Source organism: Streptomyces sp. NPDC093111, assembly GCF_040683955.1.
Classification (GTDB): Bacteria; Actinomycetota; Actinomycetes; order Streptomycetales; family Streptomycetaceae; genus Streptomyces.
In genome coordinates this window covers 1-13,628 of the sequence record NZ_JBFBNW010000010.1, presented here as the reverse complement: position 1 = coordinate 13,628, position 13,628 = coordinate 1, and the positions used below count along the sequence as shown (strand labels likewise).

Genomic DNA, 13,628 nt, shown 5'->3' with positions numbered 1-13,628 from the left:
CGCGCAGGGTTCACCCACGTCACACCCGTCACCGGGATCAGCCGGCCTCGGGGTCTCCCTTGGTGTACGACAGGCGCTCGACCTGGCCGGACTCGAAGGTGTCCTGGACCTTCTTGCCGTTGACGTAGAGCTCGATCGGTCCGGCATTGCCGAGGATCAGATCGACGCGCTCGTCGTCCTGGAAGGTCTTGGACTCGCCCGCGAGGAGCAGTCCGTCGAAGAGGAGCTTGCCGTCGTGCGCCTTGGCCGAGATCCAGCTCTTGTCGTCGACCGCGGTGAGCTTCACGGTCACCTTGTCCTGCGGGACCGCCGCGATGGCGCTCTCGGAGGGCGCGGGCTTGGGGGCGGGCTTGGCCGGCTTGGGCTTGACGCTGGCGCTGCCCTTGGGCGCCGGGGCCGGGCCCTCCGCGACCGCGCCGTTGCCGCGCACGTCGTTCCCGTTGAACATCGTGAAGCCGACGAAGCCGACGACGGCCACGATGGCGGCGACCATGGCGGCGGTCCAGTTGGGGCGGCGCGGCTCGGGGCGGATGCGTTCCGCCTCGAAGAGCGGTGCCGCCGGGGTCGGGGCGGGCCGGCCGCCGTGCTCGGCGTCGTACTGCTCGATCAGAGGGGCCGGATCGAGCCCCACGGCGCGCGCGAGCGTACGGATGTGCCCGCGGGCGTAGACGTCGCCGCCGCAGCGCGAGAAGTCGTCCTCCTCGATCGCGTGCACGATCGGGACCCGCACACGGGTGGAGGCGCTGACCTCTTCGACGGTGAGCCCGGCGGCGACACGGGCCTGCTGGAGGGCGCGACCGATCGAATCCCGGTCATCTGCCGGGAAGTTCCGGTCGTCCTCGGGGGATTCGGGGGAGTTGCCGATGGACACGAGAGCGCCTTTCGAGCGTGTAACCACCTGCTGGATGTTCAGTCTATGGGTGGTACGAAAGGGTGGGGCAACCGGGCGGGCGTCGTTTGTACGCCATGAGGCTGGGACATCATCCTGTCCCTCCCTCCAACTTGACGTATGCCCAAGGGAAACGGTTGCCCTCGTTCCCTTACGAGTGAGTCTCGGCCCGGTCTCGTTACGGCGGCTCCGCTCGGCGCCCTCAGCCGTCGGACTCCCCGCGGATCACCGCCAGCACCCCGTCGAGCTCGTCGGGCTTGACGAGCACGTCCCGGGCCTTCGACCCCTCACTCGGTCCGACGATGTTGCGCGACTCCATCAGGTCCATCAGCCGGCCGGCCTTCGCGAAGCCCACCCGCAGCTTGCGCTGGAGCATCGAGGTGGAGCCGAACTGGGTCGAGACGACCAGCTCGGCGGCCTGGCACAGCAGGTCGAGGTCGTCGCCGATCTCCTCGTCGATCTCCTTCTTCTGCTTGGTGCCGACGGTGACGTCCTCGCGGAAGACGGGCGCCATCTGGTCCTTGCAGTGCTGAACGACGGTGGCGACCTCGGCCTCGGTGACGAAGGCGCCCTGCATGCGGGTCGGCTTGTTCGCGCCCATGGGCAGGAAGAGGCCGTCGCCCTTGCCGATCAGCTTCTCGGCGCCCGGCTGGTCGAGGATGACCCGGCTGTCGGCGAGCGAGGAGGTGGCGAAGGCGAGCCGGGAGGGCACGTTCGCCTTGATCAGGCCGGTGACGACGTCCACGGAGGGCCGCTGGGTGGCGAGCACCAGGTGGATGCCGGCCGCCCGCGCCAGCTGGGTGATGCGGACGATCGCGTCCTCGACGTCCCGGGGGGCCACCATCATCAGGTCGGCGAGCTCGTCGACGATCACCAGGAGGTACGGGTAGGTCTTGAGCTCGCGCTCGCTGCCCGGCGGCAGCTTGACCTTGCCCTCGCGGATCGCCTGGTTGAAGTCGTCGATGTGCCGGAAGCCGAACGCGGCCAGGTCGTCGTAGCGCAGGTCCATCTCGCGCACGACCCACTGGAGGGCCTCGGCGGCCCGCTTCGGGTTGGTGATGATCGGCGTGATCAGGTGCGGGATGCCCTCGTACGCGGTGAGCTCGACCCGCTTGGGGTCGACGAGCACCATCCGAACGTCCTCCGGGGTCGCTCTTATCATCACCGAGGTGATCAGGCAGTTGATGCAGGAGGACTTGCCGGAGCCGGTGGCGCCGGCGACCAGGATGTGCGGCATCTTCGCCAGGTTGGCCATCACGTAGCCGCCCTCGACGTCCTTGCCCAGCGCCACCAGCATCGGGTGGTCGTCCTCCGCCGCCTCGGCCAGCCGCAGCACGTCGCCGAGGTTGACCATCTCGCGGTCGGTGTTCGGGATCTCGATGCCGACGGCGGACTTGCCGGGGATCGGCGAGATGATCCGCACGTCGGGGCTGGCCACGGCGTACGCGATGTTCTTGGTGAGCGCGGTGATCTTCTCGACCTTGACCGCGGGGCCGAGCTCCACCTCGTACCGGGTGACCGTCGGGCCCCGGGTGAAGCCGGTGACGGCGGCGTCGACCTTGAACTCGGCGAAGACGTTGCTGAGCGACTCGACGATCAGGTCGTTGGCTGCGCTGCGGGTCTTGCCGGGGCCGCCGCGCTCCAGGAGGTCCATGGACGGCAGGGAGTACGTGATGTCGCCGGAGAGCTGGAGCTGCTCGGCCCGCGGGGGCAGGTCGGTCGGGTCGGGCGCCGGCTTGGTGAGGTCCGGCACTCCCCCGCCGGACGCGTCCCGGCCGCCCTTCGCGCCGCGCGCGGTCGGCACGGGAGCGGCCGGTGCCTCGGTGGCGTCGGCGGCGGCCGCGGCGACGGCGGCGGCCCGCTCGGCGGTGAGGTCCCGGGTCAGGCCGGCGATCAGCGGGGACGGCGGCATGCCGTTGAGGACGGCGCCGTCCAGGGCGGCGGCGGCCGCGGCGGCGACGTCGACGGGGTCGAGCCCGCCGGTGTCGAAGGCGGAGGAGGGCGGGGTACGGCGCCGGCCGCGCCGCGCCAGGGCCGCGGCCTCCGCCCGGTCGGTCCCGTCGGGGTCGTGGCCCGGTCCCGCGCCGGGCGCGCGGCGGCGGACCGGGCGCGCGGGCTGCGGGCCCGCCTCGCGCCAGTCGTCGCCGTAGGCGTCGTGGTCGCCGTCGGCCTCGGGCTCGTACTCCGGTTCGACGATGCCGAGCCGGGCGCCGAGGGCGCGCAGCCGCTGCGGGATGGCGTTGACGGGGGTGGCGGTGACGACGAGCAGCCCGAAGATCGTGAGCAGCACCAGCATCGGGACCGCGAGGACCTCGCCCATCATGAAGACGAGCGGCTTGGAGGCGGCCCAGCCGATGAGCCCGCCCGCGTCCTGCATGGCCTTGGTGCCGTCTCCGCGGCCGGGCGAGCCGCACGCGATGTGCACCTGTCCGAGCACGCCGATGACGAGCGCGGACAGGCCGATCGCGATCCGCCCGTTGGCCTCGGGCTTCTCCGGGTGCAGGATCAGCCGGACGCCGATCGCGCCGACGAGCAGCGGGACCAGCAGGTCGAGCCGCCCGAAGGCGCCGGTGACCAGCATCTCGACCAGGTCGCCCACGGGTCCGCGCAGGTTGGACCAGGTCCCGGCGGCGACGATCAGGGCGATCCCGAGCAGCAGCAGCGCCGCGCCGTCCTTGCGGTGCGCCGGGTCGAGGCCCTTGGCTCCGCGCCCCACCCCCCGGAACATCGCGCCCACGGCGTGCGCCAGGCCGAGCCAGAGCCCGCGCACCAGCCGGTAGAGGCCGCCGGTCGGGGACGGCGCCGGGCGCGGCGCGGGCCTCTTCGCGGCGGTCTTGCGCGCGGGCGCGCGCTTGGCGGGCGCGGCCTTCTTGGCCGGCGCCTTCTTCACCGGAGGCTTGGCGGGCGACTTGGCGGGCACCGCCTTCTTCGCGGTGCCGGTCGTACGGCCGGCGCGCGGCTTCGCGGTGCCCGCCGTGCCCTGGGAACCCTTGCCGGACGTACGTGAGGCCATGATGCTGAGGTTACCGGTGTACGCCGCCGGGAAAACAGCTCACCCGTTCGTGTCGCCCTTGCGGGGGCGTGAAACTGACGCCCGCTCATGGCGGGCGTCCTGCGGATGACGTCGGGTGACGTCGGGTCAGCTCTGCGAGGGCAGGGTGGGCGCGCCGCCCGTTCCGGGCTCCAGCGCGTCGAGGGCCCGGCGGAGTCCGGTCAGCTTGCGCTCCAGATGGGCGGCGGTGGCGACGGCGGCCGCGTCGGCCGAGTCGTCGTCGAGCTGCTTGGACAGCGCTTCGGCCTGCTCCTCGACCGCGGCGAGGCGGGCGGAGAGCTCGGCGAGCAGTCCCGCGGACTCCTTGGCGTGCCCGTTGTGACCGCCGCCCTCCAGCTGGAGGCGCAGCAGCGCCGCCTGCTCGCGGAGCTGACAGTTCTTCATGTACAGCTCGACGAAGACGGAGACCTTGGCCCGCAGCACCCACGGGTCGAAGGGCTTCGAGATGTAGTCGACCGCGCCGGCCGCGTATCCCCGGAAGGTGTGGTGGGGGCCGTGGTTGATGGCGGTGAGGAAGATGATCGGGATGTCCCGGGTCCGCTCGCGCCGCTTGATGTGCGCCGCCGTCTCGAACCCGTCCATTCCGGGCATCTGGACGTCCAGCAGGATGACCGCGAAGTCGTCGGTCAACAGCGCCTTGAGCGCTTCCTCCCCGGAAGATGCCCGTACCAGCGTCTGATCGAGCGCCGAGAGAATGGCCTCCAGCGCCAGCAGATTCTCCGGCCGGTCATCGACCAGGAGGATCTTGGCCTTCTGCACCATGCCCCGTCCTCCTCGCCCCGGCACTGCCTCGTTCCGGCTCCGCGAGCCGGGGGTAGCACCGGGCGCCGCCCCAGAAGACGACTCCCATGCGCCGTCCGTCCTTGTGCCGGTCATCGTAGCCGCACCCCGCCCGTCGCCACACCCTGTCACCGCATTGTCACGGAGCACGCAGCCCGTGCCCGTACGTCGAACGCGGTGGGAGACCAGAAGGTTCCCCGTCCTCGGGCCTCTCACACCCGTCGGCGGCGGTCCGCCGGCCGACGGCCGGCGGACCCGGGTCTCAGCGGCCCTCCCCCCGCATCCACTGCTCCATGAGCGTCAGCAGGACGTCGGGGTCGACCGGCTTGGTGACATAGGCCGAGGCGCCCGAATCGAGGGCCTTCTCCTTGTCCCCCTTCATCGCCTTCGCCGTCAGCGCGATGATCGGCAGCCCGGCGAACTGCGGCATGCGCCGGATCGCGGTCGTCGTCGCGTAACCGTCCATCTCCGGCATCATGATGTCCATCAGCACCACCGACACGTCCTCGTGCTGCTCCAGCACCTCGATGCCCTCGCGCCCGTTCTCCGCGTACAGCACCGCCAGTCCGTGCTGCTCCAGGACGGAGGTGAGGGCGAAGACGTTGCGGATGTCGTCGTCGACGATCAGCACCCGCTCCCCCGCGAAGCCGTACGTCCGGCGCGGCGCCGGCTCCGGCCGCTCCTCCGCCTCCTCCGTACCGTGCTGCGGGGACTGCCCGGGGACCGCCGGCCGCCGCTGCTCCACCGCCTTGCGCCGGTGCCGGAACAGCGCGCCCGACCGGGCCCCGGCCGACGGCGCCGGCGGGAAGTGCATGAGGCCGTCACCGGACTCGCCCGCCAGGGCCTCCAGTTCGGCCGGGTCCGACGACTCCTGCCCGTACCCGTGCTGCGCCGGCTCGCTGGGGCTCAGCGGCAGGTAGAGCGTGAACGTCGAGCCGCGGCCCGGCTCGCTCGCCGCGTGGATCTCGCCGCCGAGCAGCCGGGCGATCTCCCGGCTGATCGACAGCCCCAGGCCCGTACCGCCGTACTTGCGGCTGGTCGTCCCGTCGGCCTGCTTGAACGCCTCGAAGATGACCCGCATCTTGCCGGCCGCGATGCCGATGCCGGTGTCCGTCACCGAGAAGGCGATCAGCGCGGCGTCCGGGTCGCTCAGCGTCCCCGCCTCCAGCAGCTGCTCCCGGATCGACTGCGGCACGTCCGTGCCCGCCGGGCGGATCACCAGCTCCACCGCGCCCGTGTCGGTGAACTTCACCGCGTTGGACAGCAGGTTGCGCAGCACCTGGAGCAGCCGCTGCTCGTCGGTGTGCAGCGTGGCGGGCAGCTCGGGCGAGACCCGCACCGAGAAGTCGAGACCCTTCTCCGCGGTCAGCGGCCGGAAGGTGGCCTCCACGTAGTCGACGAGCTGCACCAGCGCGATCCGGGTCGGCGACACGTCCATCTTGCCCGCCTCGACCTTCGACAGGTCCAGGATGTCGTTGATCAGCTGGAGCAGGTCGGAACCCGCGCCGTGGATGGTCTCGGCGAACTCGACCTGCTTCGGCGTCAGGTTGGTGTCCGCGTTGTCCGCGAGCAGCTTGGCCAGGATCAGCAGCGAGTTGAGCGGGGTGCGCAGCTCGTGCGACATGTTGGCCAGGAACTCGGACTTGTACCGCATGGAGACGGCGAGCTGTTCGGCCCGCTCCTCCAGGACCTGCCGGGCCTCCTCGATCTCGGTGTTCTTCACCTCGATGTCCCGGTTCTGACGGGCCAGCAGCTCGGCCTTGTCCCCCAGCTCCGCGTTGGAGTTCTGCAGCTCCTTCTGCCGGTGCTCCAGCTCCGCGGACCGCTCCCGCAGCTGCTCGGTGAGCTCCTGCGACTGCTGGAGCAGCACCTCGGTACGGGTGTTGACGCTGATGGTGTTGACCGTGGTCGCGATCAGCTCGGCGATCTGGTTGAGGAAGTCCCGCTGGATCTGGGTGAACGGCTGGAAGGAGGCCAGCTCGATCACGCCGAGCACCCGCCCCTCGAACAGCACGGGCAGCACGATCACATGCGCCGGCGCGGCCTCGCCGAGCCCGGAGGAGATCTTCAGATAGCCCGGGGGCACGTTGACCTGGATGGTCCGCTTCTCCTCGGCCGCCGTCCCGATCAGCGTCTCGCCGGGCCGGAACGAGGTCGGCATCGACCCGGCGGAGTAGCCGTAACTGCCGCGCATCCGCAGCTCGTACGAGCCCTCCCCCTCACCCACCGGTTCGGCGTCGTTGGGCGCCGACCCCGTCGGCATCGCCACGAAGAAGGCACCGTGCTGCGCCGAGACCACCGGCGTCAGCTCGCTCATGATGAGCGAGGCGACGTCCTCCAGGTCCCGGCGGCCCTGCATCAGACCGGAGATGCGGGCCAGGTTGCCCTTGAGCCAGTCCTGCTCGTCGTTGGCGAGGGTCGTGTCGCGCAGGTTGGAGATCATCGTGTTGATGTTGTCCTGCAACGCCTGGATCTCACCGGCCGCGTCCACACCGTCGATCTTGACGTTGAGGTCGCCGCGGGTCACCGCGGTGGCGACGGCCGCGATGGCCCGCACCTGCCGGGTCAGGTTCCCGGCCATCTCGTTCACCGACTGGGTGAGGTCCGACCAGGTGCCCTCCACGTCCCGCACCCGGGCCTGACCGCCGAGCTGCCCGTCCGTACCCACCTCGCGGGCCACCCGGGTGACCTCCTCGGCGAAGTTGGACAGCTGGTCGACCATCGTGTTGATGGTGCTCTTCAGCTGCTGGATCTCGCCCCGCGCGTCGATGTCGATCTTCTTGGTGAGGTCGCCCTTGGCGATGGCCGTGGTGACGGCGGCGATCTGACGCACCTGACCGGTCAGGTTGTCGGCCATCGAGTTCACCGACTCGGTCAGGTCCTTCCAGGTGCCCGACACCCCGGGCACCCGCGCCTGACCGCCCAGTTCGCCCTCGGTGCCCACCTCACGGGCGACCCGGGTCACCTCGTCGGCGAACGACGACAGCGTCGTCACCATCGTGTTGACGGTGTCGGCGAGCTCGGCGACCTCGCCGCGCGCGTCCACCGTGACCTTCTTGGTCAGGTCGCCGTTGGCGACGGCCGCGGAGACCCGCGAGATGTTCCGCACCTGACTGGTCAGGTTGTTGGCCATCAGGTTGACGTTGTCGCTCAGGTCCTTCCAGATGCCCGTCACCCCGCGCACCCGGGCCTGGCCGCCGAGGATGCCCTCGGTGCCCACCTCACGGGCCACCCGGGTCACCTCGTCGGCGAAGTTCGACAGCTGGTCGACCATCGTGTTGACGGTCGTCACCAGCTCCAGGATCTCGCCCTTGGCGTCGACGGTGATCTTCTTCGACAGGTCGCCGCGCGCGACCGCGGTGGTGACCTCGGCGATGTTCCGGACCTGGAAGGTCAGGTTGTTCGCCATGAAGTTCACGGACTGCGTCAGGTCCTTCCAGGTGCCGGAGACCCCCTGCACCTCGGCCTGACCGCCCAGGATGCCCTCCGTGCCCACCTCGCGGGCCACCCTCGTCACCTGGTCCGCGAAGCTGGACAGCTGGTCCACCATCGTGTTGAGGGTGTTCTTCAGCTCCAGGATCTCGCCCCGCGCGTCCACGTCGATCTTCTGCGACAGGTCACCGCGGGCCACCGCCGTCGCGACCTGCGCGATGTTGCGGACCTGCGCCGTCAGGTTCCCGGCCATGCCGTTCACCGAGTCCGTCAGGTCCCGCCACACCCCGGCGACGCCCGGCACCTGCGCCTGACCGCCGAGCCGCCCGTCCGTGCCCACCTCGCGGGCCACCCGGGTCACCTGGTCCGCGAAGGCCGAGAGCTGGTCGACCATCGTGTTGATGGTGTTCTTCAGCTCCAGGATCTCGCCGCGCGCGTCCACGTCGATCTTCTGCGACAGGTCGCCCCGCGCCACCGCCGTGGTCACCTGGGCGATCTGCCGCACCTGCGAGGTCAGGTTGCCGGCCATGAAGTTCACCGAGTCGGTGAGCTCCCGCCAGCGCCCGGACACGCCGTCCACCCGGGCCTGACCGCCCAGCCGGCCCTCCGTGCCCACGTCCCTGGCCATCCGGGTCACCTGGTCGGCGAAGGACGACAGCTGCGACACCATCGTGTTGACGGTGTTCTTGAGCTCCAGCATCTCGCCGGCCACGTCGACCGTGACCTTCTGCGACAGGTCACCGTTGGCGACCGCCGTCGTCACCTGGGCGATGTCCCGCACCTGACCCGTCAGGTTGCGGAACGCCGTGTTCACCGAGTCGGTGAGGTCCTTCCACGTGCCGGCCGCGCCCGGCACCTCGGCCTGACCGCCGAGCAGACCCTCGACGCCTACCTCCCGCGCCACCCGGGTCACCTCGGAACCGAACGCGGACAGCTGGTCCACCATCGTGTTGACGGTGTTCTTCAGCTCCAGCATCTCCCCGGCCACGTCCACCGTGACCTTCTGCGACAGGTCACCGTTCGCGACCGCCGTCGTCACCTGCGCGATGTCCCGCACCTGCGTGGTGATGTTCCGGAAGACCGTGTTGACCGAGTCGGTCAGGTCCTTCCACGTACCCGCCGCGCCCGGCACCTGCGCCTGACCGCCCAGCAGGCCCTGCGCGCCCACCTCGCCGGAGACACGGGTCACCTCGTCGGCGAAGGTCCGCAGCGTCTCCGTCATCTGGTTGATGGTGTCGGCCAGCTGCGCGATCTCGCCGCGCGCCGACACCCGCACCTTCTGCGACAGGTCGCCGTTGGCCACCGCGGTGGTGACCTCGGCGATACCCCTCACCTGATTGGTGAGATTTCCCGCCATCGTGTTGACGGAGTCCGTGAGGTCCTTCCACACACCGGCGACCCCGGCCACCTCGGCCTGACCGCCCAGCTCCCCCTCGGTGCCCACCTCACGGGCCACCCGGGTCACCTCGGACGAGAACGAGGAGAGCTGGTCCACCATCCGGTTGACGGTGTTCTTCAGCTCCAGCATCTCGCCGGCCACGTTCGCCGTGACCTTCTGCGACAGATCGCCGTTCGCGACCGCCGTCGTGACCAGCGCGATGTCCCGCACCTGGGCCGTCAGCCGGTTCGCCATCGTGTTGACCGAGTCCGTGAGGTCCTTCCACGAACCGGACATGCCCCGCACCTGGGCCTGACCGCCCAGCTTGCCCTCGGTACCCACCTCCAGGGCGACCCGGGTGACCTCGTCGGCGAACACCGACAGCTGGTCGACCAGGTTGTTCACCGTACGGGCGACCTTCAGGAACTCCCCGCGCAAGGGCCGCGTCGTCCCGTCCAGGCCCTCCGAGCGCAGTTCCATCCGCTGCCCCAGATCACCCTCGGCCACCGCCGAGAGCACCCGCCCCACCTCGGAGACCGGCCGCGCCAACTCGTCCACCAGCGCGTTCGCGGCCTCGACGGCCGCCGCCCACGCCCCCTCGCCGGCCCCGGTCTCCAGCCGCTCCGACAGCTTGCCCTCGCGGCCCACCACCCGGCGCACCCGCGACAGCTCACCGGTCAGATGGGTCTGCCGGTCCGCGAGCTCGTTGAAGACGGCGGAGATCTCCGCCATCACCCCGTCGCCCGAGACCGTCAGCCGCTTCCGGAAGTTCCCGTCCCGCATCGCCACCAGCGACGCGAGCAGCCGCTCCAGCGCCGCCGCGTCGACCTGGACCGACCCACGACTCCTGGACCGTCCGCCCCTCGCGCGCGTTCCGCCGCTGCCGCGTCGCGCTGCCGTGCCAGACTCCACCGTGTCCCTCCCGAAGGGGTCGACGAACTTCCCGGGGTACCCCAAGGCTGCCCAGTGTTTCACCATGGTCGAACCCGGCCATAACAGTTCGACGGAAACAGCGACGACCGGCATCAGCTGGGACAGCGAAGGTAAGTAACCTGGCATCCGGCTGTCCAACGCCCCGGTCCGCCCGGCGGGGGCGTCCACAGCACTCACACAGCACCACCACCGGGCACCGGGAGGGGCAGACCGACCATGGCAGAGCCGGGCGTCGAGACGCGTACGAGGAGTTCAGTGATCACCGCGCGGGCGGCTGCCAGCTTCGATCCCGTCGGGCGGTCCGTGGCGACCGCCCGCGCGTTCGTACGCGACACCCTCCAGGGCTGGGGGTACGCCGAGATCGTCGACGACGCCGTCGTCCTCACCAGCGAACTCGTCACCAACGCCGTCATCCACGCCGGCACCGCCGCCGACGTCCTGTGCCTGCGCGCCGACGACGGCGTCCGCATCGAGGTCGCCGACCGCTACCCCGAGCGCGAGATCCCCCTCCAACAGGGCCGGTCCGTGGCCGGACCCGACCGGGAGAACGGCCGGGGCCTGCTGCTGTGCGCGGCCCTCGCCACCCGCTGGGGCGTCGAGTACAGCCCCACGCGCAAGCACGTCTGGTTCCACCTCGACCTCCCCGAGCGGCCCGTCGGCACCCGCTCCGCCGGCCCCGTCCTGCCCGACCCGCTGCTCCCCGTCACCGAGAGCCGGGTCCGGGTCGCCGTGGTCCAGATCGACCGCGGCGGCGCCATCTCCGCCTGGAACGAGGACGCCGAGGAGCTCTTCGGCTACGGCGCCGAGCAGGTCACCGGCAAGCCCCTCGGCGACCTCGCGGCCTGGCCGCACACCCCTGGCATCGGCACCGGCCTCGCCGAGGCCCTGCGCCTCTCCCGCTGGGAGGGCAGCTACGGCATCCGCTGCGCCGACGGGCGTGTCATCCCCGTCTACGCCTCGCACCTGCGCGTCCGCGACTCCCAGGGCGAGCCCTCCACGGTCTGTCTCCTCGTCCGCGAGTACGAGCGGGCCGTGCTCCAGACCCCGCAGCGCCCCGCCGCCTCCGAGACCGGGTCCGAGGGCCGGTCCGCGGTCGACCCGTTCGAGGTCTTCATCGGCTCCCCGGCCCCCGACGACCTGGACGGCCTGCTCCAGCGCACGGTCGAACGCGCCCGCGACATGCTCGACGGCGACTCGGCCTTCCTCCTGCTCGCGACCGACGACGAGACCGAGCTGGAGGTACGCGCCACCACGGGCCTGCCGTCGGCCCGCCAGCGCTTCGCCCGCGTCCCCGTCGAGACCGGTGCCAGCCGTTACGGCTCCGCCCGGATGCCCGCCGTCCACGAGGACCTGGCCGCCGTCCCGGGCGCCGTGCCCCTCCTCGAAGGCACTGGCATGCGTTCGGTCGTGACGGTGCCGCTGAAGGTCGAGGGCCGCCTCACCGGCTCCCTCGGCGTGGCCGCCGAAGGCGCCAACCGCTACTCCAACGAGGAGGCCCTGCGCCTCCAGTTCGCCGCCGACCGGATCGCGCTCGCGGTCGAGTCGGCCCGCCTCGGTGAGCTCGAACGCCTCCGCCGCGGCTCCCTCAGCTTCCTCGTCGAGGCTTCCGACCTCCTGGCCGGCACTCTCGACCGCGACCAGACCCTGGCCCTGATGGCCCAGATGACGGTCCCGACCCTGGCCACCTGGTGCGCGGTCTACACGATCGCGGACCAGGCTTCGGACCCGTTCCTCTCCTACGTCCTGCACGAGGACGAGGATCTGATCGACGGTCTGAAGGACCTGCTGTCGTCCATCTCCCCGCCCGATCCGGTGACGACGCCCGGCGCCCGGGTGTGGACGGCGCCCGGCGACGCCGCGCACCGTGCGGCGCTCAGCGCCTCGATGCGCGAGCTCGACGGCCCGGGCAGTCCGGTGTTCTCCGGCATCCACACGGCCCTCGCGACCGCGACGGCCGTCGGCGGCGAGACCGTCGTCCTGCCGCTGGTCGCCCGCAACCGGGTCATCGGCATGCTGACCCTGGGCAAGCCTTCGGACGACCACTTCCGCCAGGAGATCCTGGAGCTGGCCGAGGACCTGTCCCGCCGGGCGGCCCTGGCCCTGGACAACGCCCGGCTCTACTCCGAGCGCACGGCCATCAGCCGCTCCCTCCAGCGCAGTCTCCTCCCGCCCGGTCTGCCGGACGTGCCGGGCGTCGAGGTCGACGTCATCTACCGCGCGGCCGGCGAGGGCAACGAGGTCGGCGGCGATTTCTACGACCTGTTCCCGATCCGCGACGGCGCGTACGGCTTCGCCATCGGCGACGTGTGCGGTACGGGCCCGGAGGCCGCCGCCGTCACCGGCCTGGCCCGGCACGCCCTGCGTCTGCTGGCCCGCGAGGGCTTCGGCGGTCCCGCGGTCCTGGAGCGCCTGAACGCGGCGATCCTCGACGAGGGCGCCCGCAGCCGCTTCCTGACGCTCCTGTACGGCGAGATGCGCCCGCAGGAGGACGGCTCGGCCGTCCTGAAGGTGGTGTGCGCGGGGCATCCGCTGCCGCTCCGCCTCAGCCAGGACGGCACGGTCCGCCCGGCGGCGGACCCGCAGCCCCTCCTCGGCGTCATGGAGGATCTGGAGCTCTACGAGCAGACGGTCACCCTGGACCCGGGCGATGTCCTGCTGTGCGTCACGGACGGCGTCACCGAACGCCGCGAGGGCACCCGCATGCTGGGCGACGACGGTCTCACCGAGGTTCTGAAGTCCTGTACGGGCCTGACGGCCGGCGCGATCACCTCGCGGGTGCTGCGGGCGGTCGAGCGCTTCGCCCAGGAGCCGGCCTCCGACGACATGGCGATCCTGGCCCTGCGCATCCCGGAGCCCCACACCCTCTGATCCGACACCCGGAAGGGCCGGCCCCGAGTGGGGCCGGCCCTTCCGTCGTCTCTTCACACCTGGCCCGGGAAACGCAAAAAGGCCCCCGCCATAAGGCGGAGGCCTTTTCTCTGAGCCCTTTAACGGAATCGAACCGTTGACCTTCTCCTTACCATGGAGACGCTCTACCGACTGAGCTAAAAGGGCGGGTTGTTCGGCGGTGTCCTACTCTCCCACAGGGTCCCCCCTGCAGTACCATCGGCGCTGAAAGGCTTAGCTTCCGGGTTCGGAATGTAACCGGGCGTTTCCCTAACGCT

At 71.1% G+C, this 13,628-nt stretch carries 5 protein-coding genes, 1 tRNA gene and 1 rRNA gene; 1 reads left to right on the top strand and 6 read right to left on the bottom strand.

Annotated elements, in window-relative coordinates; all coding sequences use genetic code 11:
- Positions 1 to 37: 37 nt before the first annotated feature.
- From AB0Q96_RS18650 to AB0Q96_RS18635, 4 genes are all read right to left on the bottom strand, one after another.
- Positions 38 to 871, bottom strand: a complete 834-nt coding sequence (locus AB0Q96_RS18650) for a helix-turn-helix domain-containing protein (RefSeq protein WP_365326711.1) — start codon at positions 869 to 871, stop codon at positions 38 to 40.
- A 220-nt stretch (positions 872 to 1,091) separates the two neighbouring features.
- Positions 1,092 to 3,902, bottom strand: coding sequence for a DNA translocase FtsK (locus AB0Q96_RS18645; RefSeq protein ID WP_365326709.1), 2,811 nt, complete (start codon positions 3,900 to 3,902; stop codon positions 1,092 to 1,094).
- A 126-nt stretch (positions 3,903 to 4,028) separates the two neighbouring features.
- Positions 4,029 to 4,703: a response regulator gene (locus AB0Q96_RS18640; protein ID WP_329424782.1), complete on the bottom strand. Its 675-nt coding sequence runs from the start codon at positions 4,701 to 4,703 to the stop codon at positions 4,029 to 4,031.
- Positions 4,704 to 4,983: 280 nt separating this feature from the next.
- Positions 4,984 to 10,443 (bottom strand): HAMP domain-containing protein, encoded by a 5,460-nt coding sequence (locus tag AB0Q96_RS18635; RefSeq protein WP_365326708.1) that lies wholly within the window; start codon positions 10,441 to 10,443, stop codon positions 4,984 to 4,986.
- 237 nt (positions 10,444 to 10,680) lie between these two features.
- Between AB0Q96_RS18635 and AB0Q96_RS18630 the strand changes: the two genes are divergently transcribed.
- Complete coding sequence (locus tag AB0Q96_RS18630) at positions 10,681 to 13,332, top strand: SpoIIE family protein phosphatase (protein WP_365326706.1); 2,652 nt, start codon at positions 10,681 to 10,683, stop codon at positions 13,330 to 13,332.
- 113 nt (positions 13,333 to 13,445) lie between these two features.
- Here AB0Q96_RS18630 and AB0Q96_RS18625 read toward each other — a convergent pair.
- Both AB0Q96_RS18625 and rrf read right to left on the bottom strand, forming a co-directional pair.
- Positions 13,446 to 13,518: transfer RNA gene (locus tag AB0Q96_RS18625), tRNA-Thr, on the bottom strand.
- A 5-nt stretch (positions 13,519 to 13,523) separates the two neighbouring features.
- Positions 13,524 to 13,628 (bottom strand): 5S ribosomal RNA (rrf, locus tag AB0Q96_RS18620); the annotation flags it as partial.

Excerpts from the sequence above, each read along its gene's own strand:
- AB0Q96_RS18630 (WP_365326706.1), top strand. The coding sequence starts at position 10,681 with ATGGCAGAGCCGGGCGTCGAGACGCGTACGAGGAGTTCAGTGATCACC.
- AB0Q96_RS18645 (WP_365326709.1), bottom strand. The coding sequence starts at position 3,902 with ATGGCCTCACGTACGTCCGGCAAGGGTTCCCAGGGCACGGCGGGCACC.
- AB0Q96_RS18640 (WP_329424782.1), bottom strand. The coding sequence starts at position 4,703 with ATGGTGCAGAAGGCCAAGATCCTCCTGGTCGATGACCGGCCGGAGAAT.